Annotated in this window: 16 protein-coding genes; 15 read left to right on the plus strand and 1 reads right to left on the minus strand. The window is 54.6% G+C overall.

Annotation, left to right across the window (positions count from 1 at the left end; all coding sequences use genetic code 11):
- Positions 1-5 precede the first annotated feature (5 nt).
- The 8 genes from sdaAA (at position 6) to rnc (ending at position 7367) form a co-directional block, all read left to right on the plus strand.
- The gene (gene sdaAA / locus EVJ33_RS01690) at positions 6-893 is read left to right on the plus strand and encodes an L-serine ammonia-lyase, iron-sulfur-dependent, subunit alpha (RefSeq protein ID WP_131433868.1); all 888 of its coding nucleotides are present in this window, start codon (positions 6-8) and stop codon (positions 891-893) included.
- Positions 880-2910: an ATP-dependent DNA helicase RecG gene (gene recG, locus EVJ33_RS01695; protein ID WP_131433870.1), complete on the plus strand. Its 2031-nt coding sequence runs from the start codon at positions 880-882 to the stop codon at positions 2908-2910. Before sdaAA ends, recG begins: the two co-directional genes overlap by 14 nt.
- A gap of 92 nt (positions 2911-3002) precedes the next feature.
- Complete coding sequence (fapR, locus tag EVJ33_RS01700; RefSeq protein ID WP_131433872.1) at positions 3003-3572, plus strand: transcription factor FapR; 570 nt, start codon at positions 3003-3005, stop codon at positions 3570-3572.
- Positions 3569-4558: a phosphate acyltransferase PlsX gene (gene plsX, locus EVJ33_RS01705; RefSeq protein ID WP_131433874.1), complete on the plus strand. Its 990-nt coding sequence runs from the start codon at positions 3569-3571 to the stop codon at positions 4556-4558. The genes fapR and plsX overlap by 4 nt, the downstream gene beginning before the upstream one ends.
- A gap of 18 nt (positions 4559-4576) precedes the next feature.
- The gene (gene fabD, locus EVJ33_RS01710; protein ID WP_131433876.1) at positions 4577-5497 is read left to right on the plus strand and encodes an ACP S-malonyltransferase; all 921 of its coding nucleotides are present in this window, start codon (positions 4577-4579) and stop codon (positions 5495-5497) included.
- On the plus strand, positions 5490-6230 hold the full coding sequence (fabG, locus tag EVJ33_RS01715) for a 3-oxoacyl-[acyl-carrier-protein] reductase (RefSeq protein WP_131433878.1): 741 nt from the start codon (positions 5490-5492) through the stop codon (positions 6228-6230). The genes fabD and fabG overlap by 8 nt, the downstream gene beginning before the upstream one ends.
- Before the next feature lie 59 nt (positions 6231-6289).
- Positions 6290-6529, plus strand: coding sequence for an acyl carrier protein (acpP, locus tag EVJ33_RS01720; protein ID WP_021067091.1), 240 nt, complete (start codon positions 6290-6292; stop codon positions 6527-6529).
- 58 nt (positions 6530-6587) lie between these two features.
- On the plus strand, positions 6588-7367 hold the full coding sequence (rnc, locus tag EVJ33_RS01725) for a ribonuclease III (RefSeq protein ID WP_131433880.1): 780 nt from the start codon (positions 6588-6590) through the stop codon (positions 7365-7367).
- Between the two features lie 46 nt (positions 7368-7413).
- On the opposite strand, the gene EVJ33_RS01730 is transcribed toward rnc, so the two are convergent.
- Positions 7414-7608, minus strand: coding sequence for a DUF1128 family protein (locus EVJ33_RS01730; protein WP_021067093.1), 195 nt, complete (start codon positions 7606-7608; stop codon positions 7414-7416).
- A 115-nt stretch (positions 7609-7723) separates the two neighbouring features.
- Here EVJ33_RS01730 and smc point away from each other — a divergent pair, with 115 nt between their 5' ends.
- From smc to trmD, 7 genes are all read left to right on the plus strand, one after another.
- Positions 7724-11281, plus strand: coding sequence for a chromosome segregation protein SMC (gene smc, locus EVJ33_RS01735; protein WP_201739651.1), 3558 nt, complete (start codon positions 7724-7726; stop codon positions 11279-11281).
- Positions 11278-12279 carry a signal recognition particle-docking protein FtsY gene (gene ftsY / locus EVJ33_RS01740; RefSeq protein ID WP_131433884.1) on the plus strand — a complete coding sequence of 334 codons (1002 nt, stop codon included), beginning with the start codon at positions 11278-11280 and terminating at the stop codon, positions 12277-12279. Before smc ends, ftsY begins: the two co-directional genes overlap by 4 nt.
- Positions 12280-12375: 96 nt before the next feature.
- Entirely contained in the window at positions 12376-12699 is a 324-nt protein-coding gene (locus EVJ33_RS01745; protein WP_131433886.1) for a putative DNA-binding protein, read from the plus strand.
- A gap of 11 nt (positions 12700-12710) precedes the next feature.
- Positions 12711-14051 carry a signal recognition particle protein gene (gene ffh / locus EVJ33_RS01750; RefSeq protein ID WP_021067097.1) on the plus strand — a complete coding sequence of 447 codons (1341 nt, stop codon included), beginning with the start codon at positions 12711-12713 and terminating at the stop codon, positions 14049-14051.
- 81 nt (positions 14052-14132) lie between these two features.
- The gene (gene rpsP / locus EVJ33_RS01755; RefSeq protein WP_021067098.1) at positions 14133-14408 is read left to right on the plus strand and encodes a 30S ribosomal protein S16; all 276 of its coding nucleotides are present in this window, start codon (positions 14133-14135) and stop codon (positions 14406-14408) included.
- Positions 14409-14461: 53 nt separating this feature from the next.
- A complete protein-coding gene (rimM, locus tag EVJ33_RS01760; protein WP_131433888.1) occupies positions 14462-14977 on the plus strand; it encodes a ribosome maturation factor RimM in 516 nt (171 codons plus the stop codon).
- Positions 14967-15683, plus strand: a complete 717-nt coding sequence (gene trmD / locus EVJ33_RS01765; protein WP_131433890.1) for a tRNA (guanosine(37)-N1)-methyltransferase TrmD — start codon at positions 14967-14969, stop codon at positions 15681-15683. The genes rimM and trmD overlap by 11 nt, the downstream gene beginning before the upstream one ends.
- The last annotated feature ends 48 nt before the right edge of the window (positions 15684-15731 follow it).

Below are 15731 nucleotides of genomic sequence, written 5' to 3' on the forward strand. Positions count from 1 at the left end.
CCAATATGTTTAAATCAGTAGAAGAATTAGTCAGAACGGCAACAGAGCGAGGTATCCCGATCTCAGAAGTGATGATCGAGCAAGAAGTGCACGTCAGACGCTCGACGCGTGAAGACGTCGTCGGCATGATGGAGCGCAATCTAGAAGTGATGGAAGAAGCGGTCGCACGGGCACTCGAAGGCGTGACGTCCGTGACGGGACTCACGGGGAACGACGCCGTGCTCATGACCGACTATATCCGTTCCGGCAAATCGCTCGCCGGAGATTTGATTTTAGATGCGGTCGCCAAAGCGATCGGGACGAATGAAGTCAATGCGGCGATGGGACGTATTTGTGCGACCCCGACCGCCGGAAGCGCAGGTGTCGTACCGGGTACGTTGTTTGCGGTCAAAGAACGTCTGGAGATGGACCGTGACGCGATGGTCCGCTATTTGTTCACGTCAGGTGCGTTCGGCTTCGTCGTCGCCAATAACGCATCCATCTCGGGAGCAGCCGGTGGTTGTCAGGCGGAAGTCGGCTCAGCGACCGGGATGGCCGCGGCGGCCATCGTCGAAGCGGCTGGTGGCACGCCGGAACAATCGGCGACAGCATTTGCGATCGCCTTGAAAAACATGCTCGGTCTCGTCTGTGACCCGGTGGCCGGCCTCGTCGAAGTACCGTGCGTCAAACGGAACGCCATGGGCGGGGCAAACGCGATCGTCGCGGCCGATATGGCCCTCGCCGGCATCACGTCGCGCATCCCTTGTGATGAGGTCATCTCGGCGATGCATGAGATTGGTCAAATGATGCCGACTGCTTTGAAAGAGACGGCTCGCGGTGGTCTCGCTAATACGCCGACGGCCCGACGTCTCGAACGAAACATCTTTGGAGAGAAAGAAAATGTCAAGAAGTGAGGCGTTGACGACGCTCAAAGGAGTCGGGCCAGAGATGGCTAAAAAATTAGAGGCGATGGGTCTCGAACGAATCGAGGACGTGCTGGAGCACGTCCCGTTTCGTTATGAAAATTATAATAGCGGCACCGTGACGACTGCCATCCACGGCGATCTCGTCAAATGGAGCGGGACCGTCCAGGCGGAACCGCTCGTTCGCTATTACAGCAAAGGCAAGAACCGGCTTCAATTCCGTCTGCTGCTCGAGGAGCGCTACGTCGTCCATGTGACGATGTTCAATCGGGCGTTCTATAAGGACAAGCTCACGCTTGGTGCGACCGTGACGGTCAAAGGGAAATGGGACATGAACCGGATGACAATCAGCGCGACCGACCTCGAGTTCGGTGAACTGTCGGACGGATTGCAGCCCATCTATTCACTTCGGTCCGGATTGACGCAAAAAAATTTCAGTCGGATCGTCAAGCTTGCGTTCGAACAGACGACCTCGTTCGAGGATCGCCTGCCCGAATCGATTCGGCAACGCTATCGCCTCTGGGACCGGGAGACGATGTTAACAGGGATGCATTTCCCTGATTCGGTCGAGACGTATAAGCAGGCACGTCGCAGCTATGTGTATGAAGAATGTCTGCTCTATCAATTGAAGCTCCAAGCGTTCCGCAAGATGGAACGATCGGGCAAAGGACGCGCCCTGATGCTCGATAAGCAACAGTTGAACGAGTTCGTCAAACAACTCGCGTTCCCGCTGACCGGGGCACAGACGCGTGTCATCCGAGAGATTGTTTTGGACCTTGAGAAACCGGAACGGATGAATCGGCTGTTACAAGGGGATGTCGGGAGCGGAAAGACAGTCGTTGCCGCGATCGCCTTGTATGCGACAGTGAGCGCAGGCTATCAAGGGGCACTCATGGTCCCGACCGAGATTTTGGCCGAACAACATCTCGCCTCGCTCCAAGCGCTGTTTGAACCGTATGGGATTCGGGTCGGGTTGTTGACGAGTTCGGTCAAGGGCAAGGCCCGCAATGAGTTGCTCCAGGCGATCAAAGTGGGGGACGTCGATATCATCGTCGGGACGCATGCCTTGATTCAAGGGCCGGTCGAGTTCTCACGCCTTCATTTGGCCATCACCGACGAGCAACACCGCTTTGGGGTCGAACAACGCAAGATGCTCCGCGACAAGGCTGAACTTGCCGACGTGCTCTACATGACGGCGACGCCGATCCCGCGGACACTTGCCATCAGCGCTTTCGGCGAGATGGACGTGTCGACGATTGATGAGATGCCGGCCGGTCGAAAGCCGATCGAGACGTATTGGGCCAAGACCGACCAAATCGACCGGGTCCATGCGATGGTCGACCGTGAACTGACGCTTGGACGCCAAGCGTACGTGATCGCGCCGCTCATCGAGGAATCGGACACGCTCGAAGTCGAGAGTGCGACCGCGCTTTATGAAGTGTTACGGGAGCGCTTCCCGAACTATGCTGTCGGTCTCATGCACGGAAAACTGTCGAGCACCGAGAAAGATGACGTCATGAAGGCGTTTGCTAGCAACACGCTCCAAATCCTCGTCTCGACGACTGTCGTCGAGGTCGGCGTGAACGTCCCGAACGCGTCACTCATCATCATCCATGATGCGGAACGGTTCGGATTGGCGCAACTACACCAGTTGCGGGGCCGTGTCGGTCGAGGCGCCGACCAATCTTATTGTATATTGGTAGGAGACCCGAAGTCAGATGTCGGGAAACTTCGCTTGAAGACGATGACGGAGACGAACGATGGCTTCGTGTTGGCCGAGAAAGATTTGGAGCTGCGCGGTGCCGGTGATTTCTTTGGGACGGCGCAGAGCGGTCTCCCGAGCTTCCGCGTCGCCGATCCCGTACTCGATTTGAAAGTCATGGAAGTGGCGATGCAAGACGCGGTCCGATTGCTCGGCAGCGAGGCGTTTTGGAGTGAAGCGACGTACGCACCGCTCCGTCAGTACTTGAAGCGACTCGACTTACTTGTCGGGGTACGCTTGGAATGAGAAACAACACTTGAAAATACAATCTAAAGAATATATACTGCTATTAGTACCAGGTATTAAGTTCTTTAGCATAGAGTTTAGGAGGGAACTGAATGCGGGTACCTAAGAAAGAGCGGCAACGCTTATTGCAAGAAACGATTGATCGTAACCCGTTCATCAAAGACGAAGAGCTGTCGAAACAGTTCGCCGTCAGTATTCAAACGATTCGTCTCGATCGGATGGAATTAAAAATCCCGGAAGTGAGAGAGCGGATCAAGCATGTAGCCTCAGAACACCTCGATGAAGTGAAGTCGCTCGCCATGAGCGAGGTCATCGGTGATATGATTGACTTGAAGCTCGATGAATCGGCCATCTCGGTTCTCGACATAGAGAGAGAACACGTCTTTAGCCGCAATGAGATCGCCCGGGGACATGTATTGTTCGCCCAGGCTAACTCGTTAGCGGTGGCGCTCATCAATGATGAATTGGCGTTGACCACTAAGGCGGAGATCCGCTTTAGTCGCCAAGTACATCTTGGAGAGCGAGTCGTTGCCAAGGCTCGTGTGATCAAACTGCGTCGGGACGGAAGAACGGACGTCACAGTGGATAGTTATGTCGGCGAAGAGTGTGTCTTTAGCGGAGACTTCACGATCTATCGTCGCGGTGAGGAGGAACAGGCATGAAATTAGCAATTGATGCAATGGGCGGGGACCACGCCCCGAAAGCGATCGTGGAAGGTGTCAAACAGTTTGCCGACGCATTCCCGAACGAATCGATGGAACTGTTTTTAGTCGGAGATGAGGTCAAACTCGCTTCTTACGGGTTGACTGACCCGCGAATTAAAATCGTTCCAGCGAGCGAAATCATCACCGGGGACGACGAACCGGTCCGAGCCGTCCGTCGTAAGAAGGACAGCTCACTCGTCGTAGCGGCCAAACTCGTCAAAGACGGAGAGGCCGACGCCCTCGTCTCGGCCGGGAATACGGGCGCCCTCATGGCGGTGTCGTTGTTCGTCATCGGACGGATTCCCGGCATTGAACGTCCTGCGTTGTCACCTACGTTCCCTACATACACGGGTAGCGGTGTCGTCATTTTAGACGTCGGGGCCAACCCGGACGCGAAGCCTGAGCACTTGGTCGACTATGCGATCATGGGCTCACTCTACGCTGAGCACGTCCGCGGCGTCACACGTCCACGCGTCGCGCTACTGAACATCGGGACCGAGGCTGGGAAAGGAAACGCCCTCACGAAAGAGGCGTACCCCCTCCTTGAACAAGCCCCGGTCCACTTTGTCGGCAACGTGGAAGCGCGCGAGGCGATGTCCGGTGATGTCGATGTCATCGTCACGGAAGGATTCGCTGGAAACATCTTGCTCAAAGGCGTTGAAGGCTCGTCGTCGATGCTCATGAAAATGATGAAGGAGCAGTTCACGAGCGATCTCGTTTCGAAGCTCGCCGCTCTCGTCTTAAAACCGAAGTTAAAACGATTGAAACAAACATTAGATTATCGGGAACAAGGAGGCGCCGGCTTGTTCGGCATCAACGCCCCGGTCATCAAAGCGCATGGTTCGAGTGACGCGCTCGCCATCATGAGCGCGCTCAAACAGGCGAAAATCATGGTCGATCACGACGTTGTCACGAAAATCAAACAAGCAAAAGCCACAAACTAATTAAAAGAAGGTGAGTACATGGGGAAAACAGCATGGGTATTTCCGGGACAAGGGTCACAAGCCGTCGGCATGGGCCAAACGTTCCTCGACAATCCTGAACAACTGCAAGCGATCAACCGTCGCCTCGGATTTGATTTACTCGACGCCATGGCGGCAGGATCAAAAGAAGAGCTTCAACGGACCGAGGTGGCCCAACCGGCCATCGTGGCGCATGCGGCTTCACTCGCACAAGCTCACGCTAAAACGGGCGCCGCTCCAGACTTGGTGATCGGTCACAGCGTCGGAGAATATGCGGCACTCGTCGTCGCAGGCGTCATCGACTTGGAAGAGGCGAGTGTGCTCGTCCACGAGCGCGGCAAGTTGATGTCTGAAGTGAAGGATGGTACGATGGCTGCCGTCATCGGTATGACCGATGTCGACGAAGCGTTCCATGTGACGGAGAAAATCAGTGCTAGCGGGAACCTTGTACAAATCGCCAACTACAACTGCCCGGGTCAGTTCGTCATCTCAGGGCACATCGATGCGGTCAAACAGGCCGAAACAGACTTGAAAGAGGCGGGCGCGAAACGCGTCTTACCGCTGAACGTCTCTGGGGCGTTCCATAGCTCGTACATGATGCCGGCCGCGACGCGGTTCAAAGATGTGCTCGCCTCGTCGCCGTTCAAACCGGCGGCGATCGGGATCATTTCAAACGTCGATGCCGATGTCCATACCGACCCGGAAAAATTGAAAGCACTTCTCACTGAGCAACTGTACGCCTCGGTCCGATTCGAAGCATGTGTCCGCAAAGCGATTGACGCTGGCGTTGACACGTTCATCGAGTTCGGTCCGACGTCACCGCTGTCTGGTCTCATCAAACGGATCGATTCGAAGGTGACGATCAAACAGGCGACGACGCTCGAAGAGGTGGCCGCGTTAGGAGGAGAAGTACGTGCATGACCAAGTAGCAATCGTGACAGGCGCATCTCGAGGAATCGGGGCTGCCATCGCGAAGCGTTTAGGGGAAGACGGCTTTCGAGTCGTCGTGAATTACTCGGGTAGTGTTGAGAAAGCGAACGCCGTCGTCAACGAGATCGAAGCGAACGGTGGCGAGGCGATCGCCGTCAAAGCGGACGTCTCGAACAGCGACGATGTGAAGGCGCTCATCAAGACGGCGGTCGATACGTTCGGACGCATCGATTGTCTCGTCAACAATGCGGGCATCACGCGGGACGGTCTGCTCATGCGGATGAAAGAGGCGGATTTTGATGATGTGTTGTCGACGAACTTGAAAGGTGCGTTCTTGACGTCGCAAGCCGCGACGCGGACGCTCTTGAAGTCGAAGTCGGGACGAATCATCAATATCGCCTCGGTCGTCGGCATTACGGGGAACGCCGGACAGGCGAACTACGCGGCGGCGAAAGCCGGACTCATCGGCCTGACGAAGTCGGTCGCGCGTGAACTCGCCGGACGGCATGTGACGGTGAACGCCGTCTGTCCTGGTTTCATCCAGACGGACATGACCGACGCGTTGACAGACGCGCAACGCGAGGCGACACTCGGTCAAATCCCGTTCAACCGTTTCGGACAAGTCGAAGATGTGGCGAACCTCGTCTCATTCCTCGCCTCAAGCCAAGCGGCCTACGTGACGGGTCAGACGATCGCTGTCGATGGCGGCATGACGATGGCTTGAAATCAGAACTTTACCAATCGGAACACATTTTATATACTTTAATTTGGAGGGATTTTATCATGACAACAGAACAAATCTTAGTAGACGTACAAGCAGCAGTGGCAGAGAAACTCGGGAAAGACGTATCTGAGATCACAGCCGACAAATCATTCAAGGATGACCTCGGTGCGGACTCGCTCGAAGTAATGGAAATGGTCATGGACCTTGAAGACAAGTTCGATATCACGATCGAAGACGAAGATGCAGAGAAGCTCGCGACTGTCGGCGACGTCGTCGCTTACATCGAAACTAAATTGTAATCAAGCCTCCCACCGCTCGTCACGAGCGGTGGGCTTGTGCTTATACACGGAGGGAATTATGACAAAGGACAAGCGACGGTTTGACCGTCAAGGGTCGGCGCAACGACGCCGACGAAATGAGCTCGAACGGTCTCGGATTCTCGAGCAGTTCAAAGCACTTGAAGAACGACTATCGGTTCGATTCACGAACCAAGACCTATTGATGCAAGCGTTCACCCACTCCTCATACGTCAACGAACAACGCGGTCTGAAAAAAGACAATGAGCGCTTAGAATTTTTAGGCGACGCGGTGCTTGAGTTGACGGTGTCTCGGTTTTTGTATGAGACGTATCCGGAGCGCTCCGAGGGGGAATTAACGAAGTTGCGGGCGGCCATCGTCTGTGAGCCATCACTCGTCAACTTTGCGGAAGCCTATGCTTTCTCTGATTTTATCTTGCTTGGGAAAGGTGAAGAGTTGACCGGCGGGCGGAAGCGTCCGGCGCTACTCGCGGATGTGTTCGAATCGTACATCGGCGCGCTCTATCTGGACCAAGGGATTGAACCAGTTGAACAGTTCCTCGCCGAAGCGGTTTTTCCGAAAGTCTTAGCCGGTGTGTTTGAAGAACAGACCGATTATAAGAGCCAGCTCCAGGAGAGTGTGCAACGGGAAGGACTAGGTCCTGTCTCGTACACGATCATCGAAGAGCGTGGTCCGGCGCATAGCCGGGAATTTGTCGCCCATGCCCGTCTATCAGACGATATCGTCGGCGAAGGCATCGGCCGATCGAAGAAAGAAGCCGAGCAACTCGCGGCGAAAGAAGCGTTAATCGAATTCAACCGCCAGTACGCCGGCCTATAAGAAAAGGAGTGGACCGATTGTGGTCCACTCCTTTTCTGTCATCTCGTTACGTCAATTGTCCAAGTTCTTCGACGATCCCATCCACTTCAGAGATCGACAGCGACGAGCGGTTCATCACGTAGTCGTAAATCTCTTTGACGGCCGAGGCGTCTGCACGGTTATATTCTTCCGCTTTAATGGCGCCGCGGTTGATGATATTCATTTTGTCGAGAATTTCCTCAATCATTTGTTCGTTCGTCATCGGTCGTACCCCTTTCTACAGTTCTTTTTAGAATAGCATGATTCTAGCATTTTGACGAACTGGCAACTGTGGTAAAATAAACAAATGAATGCTTACTGAGGATAGGATGGTCACGATGCACTTAAAACGAATCGAACTCGCTGGCTTTAAATCGTTTGCCAAGCGGATTGAACTGGATTTTCGTCCCGGCGTCACAGCCGTGGTTGGACCGAACGGGAGCGGAAAATCAAATATATCGGACGCTGTTCGCTGGGTACTCGGTGAGCAGTCGGCCAAATCGCTCCGCGGAGCGAAAATGGAAGACGTCATCTTTGCCGGCAGTGAAGGCGAGAACCATCGCAACGTCGCCGAAGTGACGCTCGTCCTAGACAACACGGACGCCCATTTACGATTGCCGTACGAGGAAGTGAGTGTGACGCGCCGCGTGACACGGAGTGGCGATAGCGACTACTTCATGAACAAGAAACCGTGCCGTCTCAAAGATGTGATCGATCTGTTCATGGACACGGGTCTGTCGCGTGATGCGTTCGCCATCATCGGTCAAGGCCGGGTCGAGCAGGTCATCTCGGGGAAACCTGAAGACCGTCGGGCCGTCATCGAAGAAGCGGCCGGAGTCTTGAAGTACCGGCAGCGTAAAAAACAAGCCGAACGGAAGCTCCAGGACACCGAGCTGAACTTGTCACGAGTCGACGACATCTTGTATGAACTCGCCGACCGGGTCGAGCCGCTCCGGGAACAGGCCGCGCTCGCACGCGAATATCAAGTCGCCAAAGCGCGTCACGATGAGCTCGAGACGGGTATTCTTGGCGCTGAGATTACAGAGCTTGCTACAGGCATCACTCGTACGTCTGAGCACATGCGAACGGCCGAGACCAATCTCGCCGAGCAAGACGCCACATTGACCGCGATTTCTGAAGAGCGGACGACGCTTGAGGCGACACTCGCCGCTGATCGAGAAACGCTAGACACGCTCCACCAAGAAGAACGGACCCAAGCGACTGAGCTTGAACGGTTGACAGGTGAAATCAAGCTCGCGAAAGCCCGGGAAGAGCACGGGGCGGAGACGAAGGAACGTCTCGAACGTCAACGGGTCGAATTGGCTGAAGAGACCGAGCAATTGACGCAAACATTGGACGTGGCGAAAGCGGACATGGCGTCCAAAGCCGAGGCGTTACATACCGTGGAAGCGGCACGCGCCAAGCTCGACGCGCAATTGACGGCGGCGACGCGTGATTTTAATGCGGAAATCGAACAACTTCAAAGCGAGGCGTTCGAACTGGCGACGACGCGCGCCACGCTCAGCAACCAACAAAAGCGGGAACAGCGCGATATCGAACAGGCAGAAGAAGCGAAAGCCCGCCTGCTTCGTGAGAACAAGGACCGCCTCGACGTGCGGACCGAGCAGACGGAATCACTCGAGGCTGAACAAGCTCGTCTCGATCAAGCGCGGGCGACATGGGAGACACTGCTCGCGGAAGAAGCCGACCTGACCGAACAAGAAACGACGCTTCGGGACAAGTTGTCGCGGGCTGAGCAGTCGTATCACGACCTCGACCGCCGGCGTCATAAGACCGAGGATCGGATCGAGTTGCTCGAACGGATGAAACAGTCGTATGAAGGCTATTTCCATGCGGTCAAATTCGTATTGAAAGATCGGGGGCCGGGCGTGCTCGGTGCGGTAGCGGAATTGATTCGTGTCCTCCCGACCTATGAGGCCGCCATCGAGACGGCCCTCGGTCAGACACAACAACATATCGTCGTCGAGACGGAAGTGGTCGGGCGTCGCGAGATTGAACGATTACGGAAAGCAAACGCCGGACGGGCCACGTTCGTTCCGATGACGAACGTGAAGGAACGTTACGTTCCGAGTGAAGTCGCGCATCGTCTCGAATCAGTCGACGGCTTCGTCGGCATCGCCGCCGACCTCGTCGAGACGGAGCCGGCCTATGATCGACTCAAACGGTCGCTTCTCGGCGCCGTGATCGTCGCCAGCTCACTCGAGGTCGCCAACCGGATCGCCCAAACGACCGGCTATCGCTATCGCATCGTCACGCTCGACGGGGATATCGTCAACGTTGGTGGCTCGATGACCGGGGGAAGCCGGAAGCAAGGCGTCGCCTTGTTCACCCAGTCCCGGGAGCTTGATGACTTGAAGCAAGGGTTGACACAAGGATTGGCCATGTTGCATGAGCAACAGTTGCGTGTGACGACGTACACCGATGAGATGTCCCGAGTGCGTGAGTCGCTCCAGTCGCTCAGGCTCAAGAAGCGTGAGGCGGAAGAGACGCTCCGTTCGACGGAACAAACGTTTAGAAACCTTGAGCGAATGTCGCAAGACGCCAAGGCGCAACTCGAGCTGTTCGATCACGAGATGGCGCGTTACGCCCATACGATCGCATCCGCCACGAACGAGTTGACGCGTCTCGCCGAAGAGCTCACAGCAACCGATGCGTTGCAGGCTTCGATTCGGACCGAGCTTGAGCAGTTACGTGGCGAGCAAGCGAAAGGTGCTGAGACGACAGGTCAACTGCAAGAAGCGATTCGTCAAAACGATCTCGATCGTCAACGGCATACGCTCGACCTCGACCGCGTCCGTGCGGAAGTCGAGCGACTTGAAGCCGAGGTCACCAAACAGACGGCGCGTCTCGGGCAGATCGAGCGCGAACTCGAACATGTGGTGAGCGGCCGGGTCGTCTCGTCTGCCGAACTCGAGCTCGAGCACGTCGAGGCGGTCAAACGGATGGATGGATGGAAAGAGCGGATGGCGTTGCATACGAAACAGCTGCACGCCGAAGAAGAGTCGTACCGCATTCTCAGACAGCGAGAACAACAGGCGTCGGACGTACGTCGCCGGCTCGAGGCGGATGTCCGTAAGCTCGAGACCGAAGTGAACGAGCTCGAGTTGAAACGGAAGTGGAAACTCGACGCGCTCGAGGACCGAGGACTCGTCCTCGAGCTGCTCCCGACGCTCACGATCCCGCTCGATGAGGCGAAAGAAGAGTTCAAGCTACTCGTCCGCCAAATCGAAGAGATCGGACCGGTCAACTTGAACGCGATCGAGGAGTTCGATCTCGTCAATGAGCGATTCACGTTCTTATCCGAGCAACGAGACGACCTCGTCAGCGCCAAAGAAGACTTGTATGACATTATCAACGAGATGGACCGCGAAGTGACGCGTTTGTTCAACGAGACGTATTCACTCGTCCGCGGTCATTTCAAACAGACGTTCAACGAGTTGTTCGGTGGCGGCGAAGCCGATTTGAAACTTGTCGACGAGTCCGACCTGCTCAATACGGGCATCGAAATCGTCGCCAAACCGCCTGGGAAGAAGTTACAGACGCTCAGTCTGTTATCGGGCGGAGAACGGGCGTTGACAGCAATCGCGCTCCTATTCGCCATCCTGAAAACGAGACCCGTCCCGTTCTGCGTCCTCGATGAAGTGGAGGCGGCGCTTGACGAGGCGAACGTCCATCGGTTCGGGGAATATATCCGCACGCTCTCAATCGATACACAATTCGTCATCATCACCCACCGCAAAGGGACGATGGAGGCGGCGGACACGCTCTATGGCGTGACGATGCAACAAAACGGTGTCTCCGAGGTGCTTTCGGTCGAACTATCTGAAGCGAAGCGCGTCGTCGAGACGGAAGAAGAGATGGAGGAATTAAGTTGAGTTTTTTTAAGAAGCTAAAAGAGAAATTGACGACCTCGACGCAAGAAGCGTCACAAAAGTTTACCGATGGATTGACGAAGACGCGGGACGGGTTCGCGAATGCCGTCAACGACCTCGTCTATCGGTTCCGCGAAGTCGATGAGGATTTCTTCGATGAACTCGAGGATCTGCTCATCCAGGCGGACGTCGGGGTGACGACGACGATGGACCTCGTCGAAGATTTGAAAGAAGAAGTGAAGCGCCGCAACTTGAAAGATCCGGTCGCCGTCCGCGACGCACTCGTCGAAGTCGTGGCGAAGCGACTCCAAGAGGACGAGTCGGACCGTGAGTTGAACATGCAGGACGGATTGACGGTCATCTTGTTCGTCGGCGTCAATGGCGTCGGAAAGACGACGACAATCGGCAAGCTCGCTCATCAATTGAAGTCGGAAAATCGATCGGTCATGCTCGCGGCGGGTGACACGTTCCGGGCCGGTGCCATCGACCAGCTCCAAGTATGGGGCGAACGCGTCGGCGTCCCGGTCATCCGTCAAGCTGAAGGTTCGGACCCGGCCGCGGTCGTGTTCGACGCCGTCCAGGCAGCGAAATCACGAGGTGTCGACGTCTTGATTTGTGACACGGCCGGACGTTTGCAAAACAAGGTCAACTTGATGAACGAGCTTGAAAAAGTGAAGCGGGTCATCGAGCGCGAAGTGCCGAACGGACCGCATGAAGTGTTGCTCGCCCTTGACGCGACGACAGGGCAGAATGCGATGGTCCAGGCGAAAGCGTTCAAACAAGCGACGAACGTGAGCGGCATCGTCTTGACGAAGCTCGACGGCACGGCCAAAGGCGGCATCGTGCTCGCGATTCGAAACGAGCTTGATATCCCTGTCAAATATGTCGGGCTCGGCGAGAAAATCGATGATTTACAAGCGTTTGACCCGGAACAGTTCGTATACGGATTATTCGGGGACATCTTCGAAGAAAAACAACAGACAAACGATGACCTCGCCTAAGTTTCTCTGTTAAGAAAAAAACTTGACAAGAGCTAGGGACGGCTGTACTATTGGTAGTTGTAAAGGGATTTCACTTAACATGTGGAGGTGTAGGTCATGTCGCTCGAAAAGACGAATCGAATGAACTACTTGTTCGATTTTTATCAAGCACTACTTACACCGAAACAGCGCAACTATATGTCTCTTTATTACCTAGATGACTACTCGCTCGGAGAGATTGCGGAAGAGTTTGAAGTCAGCCGTCAAGCGGTCTACGATAACATAAAGCGTACCGAAGCGATGCTTGAGCAGTATGAGGAGAAGTTGGCCTTGTTCGAGAAATTCGAACAGCGGCAACAACTGCTTCAGACGCTCAAACGTCAAGTCGAGCATTCGCCCGACGCGACGGGAACGATTTCGGCGCTTGAGAATTTAGAGTAGGGGGCTGAAGCATGGCATTTGAAGGATTATCCGAACGGTTGCAATCGACACTGGCGAAAATGCGGGGGAAAGGTAAAATTTCCGAAGCAGATGTCAAAGAGATGATGAGAGAAGTTCGTCTCGCTCTCCTTGAAGCCGATGTCAACTTCAAAGTGGTCAAACAGTTCGTCAACGACGTGAAAGAACGGGCCATTGGCCAAGACGTCATGAAATCGTTGACACCGGGCCAACAAGTTGTCAAAATCGTTCATGAAGAGCTAACGACTTTGATGGGAAGCGACGTCGTCCCAATCACATTTAACCCAAAACCACCGACAGTCGTCATGATGGTCGGGTTACAAGGTGCGGGGAAAACGACGACGACCGGGAAGCTCGCGAACTTGATTCGCAAAAAGCATAACCGGAGTCCACTTCTTGTCGCGGCGGATATTTATCGGCCCGCGGCCATCAAACAGCTCGAGACACTCGGCAAGCAACTCGATTTACCGGTGTTCTCACTTGGCGACCAAGTGAAGCCGGAAGAAATCGTTACAAAAGCGCTCGAGTACGCCAAAACCAATCATCACGATTTCGTGTTGATCGATACGGCCGGTCGACTTCACATCGACGAGACGCTCATGGGCGAACTCGAAAACGTGAAGACGATCGCCAAACCAAATGAAATCTTCCTCGTCGTCGATGCGATGACGGGTCAAGATGCGGTCAATGTGGCCGACAGCTTCAATGAGAAACTCGGAATCACTGGCGTCGTGCTCACAAAGCTCGACGGTGATACACGTGGTGGGGCAGCCCTTTCAATCAAGGCAGTCACGGGAGCGCCGATTAAGTTCGTCGGTCTCGGTGAAAAGTTGGATGCCCTCGAACCATTCCACCCGGAACGCATGGCGTCACGGATTCTTGGGATGGGGGACGTACTCACACTCATTGAAAAAGCCGAGTCACAGATGGACCAAGATGCTGCGAAGGAGCTTGAAAGCAAAATTCGCGATGCATCGTTCACGTTCGATGATTTTATCGAGCAGTTGGGTCAAGTGAAAAACATGGGCCCAATTGATGAATTGCTCTCGATGTTACCTGGTGCAGGTAAGATGAAAGGGTTGAAGAACGTCCAAATCGACGAGAAGCAACTCGATCATGTCGAGGCGATCATTCGCTCGATGACAAAGCATGAGCGCTCCAATCCTGAAGTGCTCAACGCGAGTCGTCGCAAGCGGATCGCAAAAGGGAGCGGTCGTTCCATCCAGGAAGTGAACCGTCTCATCAAACAGTTCGATGACATGAAGAAGCTCATGAAGCAGATGTCAGGACAAATGAAAGGGAAGAAAAAAGGTCTTGGCCTTCCGTTCTTCTAAGAAAACTTTTGTCAGTCGGGCAAAAAAACAGTATACTATTAAAGTTGTCAATTCTTAAACACATGATGGAGGTATATTACCATGGCAGTTAAAATTCGTCTCAAGCGCATGGGCGCAAACAAATCACCTTTCTACCGGATCGTTGTAGCTGATTCACGTTCACCACGTGATGGCCGTTTCATCGAGCAACTCGGTCACTACAACCCGGTTGCAAAACCAGAAGCAGAAGTTCGCATCAACGAAGAACTCGCTCTCAAATGGTTGGCAGACGGCGCGAAGCCATCTGACACAGTACGTAACTTGTTCTCTAAAGCAGGGATCATGGAGAAATTCCACAACGCGAAAAACGCGAAGTAAGGATGTGGCCGACCTTTTATGAGGTCGGCCCATTTTTTTGAGGAGGCATAACAATGGAATGGTTATACGTAGGTAAGATCGCCAATACCCATGGCTTGAAAGGGGAACTGAAGTTGCTCGCCGCGACCGATTTCCCGGCCGAACGCTTCAAGAAAGGCGAGACGCTCTATTTGGACGTCGATGGCAAGAAGCTCCCGTTCGAGGTGACGACGTATCGTCCGCATAAGCAGTTCCATCTCGTCACGTTCAAAGGACTTGAGCATATCAATCTCGTCGAGAAGTATAAAGGGATGAAACTATACGTTCACGTCGAGCACGTCCACGAGTTACCGGAGCATGAGTTTTACTATCATGAGATCATCGGTTGCGAGGCCGTCGTCGACGGTGAGGTCATCGGTGTCGTCGACGATATCTTCGAGACTGGTGCGAACGACGTCTGGGTCATCAAACGCCCTGGCAAGTCGGACGCCCTCATCCCGTACATCGAATCGGTCGTGAGCGACATCGATGTCGAGGCGAAACGTGTCGTCATCACCCCGATTCCGGGAATGATCGACGATGAAGATTGATGTTTTAACGTTATTCCCCGAGATGTTCGCCCCGCTCGATCATTCAATCGTCGGACGGGCCCGCACGCTCGGACAAGTCGAGATGGCGTTCACGAACTTCCGTGATTTCTCGACGAACAAACACCACAAAGTAGACGATTACCCGTATGGGGGAGGGGCGGGCATGTTGCTCACTCCGCAGCCGATCTTTGATGCGATGGCGTCACTTGATGCGATGAAACCTCGTGTCATTTTGACGACACCGACCGGAAAACCGTTTACGCAGAAAATGGCAGAGGAGTGGGCAAAGGAAGACCACCTCATCTTTTTATGCGGCCATTACGAAGGATTCGACCAACGGATCCATGACGAGCTTGCGACGGACGAAGTGTCAATCGGTGATTTCGTCATGACCGGTGGTGAGCTCGCGGCGATGGTCATGATCGATGCGACGGTGCGGCTCATCCCGGAAGTGCTCGGCGATCAGGCGAGCCATGAGGATGACTCGTTTTCGACGGGGCTCCTTGAATACCCGCACTACACGCGGCCGGCGGACTTCCGTGGCCTTAAGGTACCTGACGTCCTCTTGTCGGGCAATCACGCCAACATCGAGACGTGGCGTCGTGAACGGTCGCTCGAACGCACGTATCGCCGGCGGCCGGAACTGCTCGAGCGGATCGACCTGTCGAAGGCGGATAAAAAATTCATTGAATCATTGCGCGATTGACCAAATTATGCTATGTTTGAGCATGTGGGTTAACCCCACCGATTACCG

Origin of the sequence: Exiguobacterium sp. SL-10 (assembly GCF_004337025.1) — a bacterium.
Lineage (GTDB): Bacteria > Bacillota > Bacilli > Exiguobacteriales > Exiguobacteriaceae > Exiguobacterium.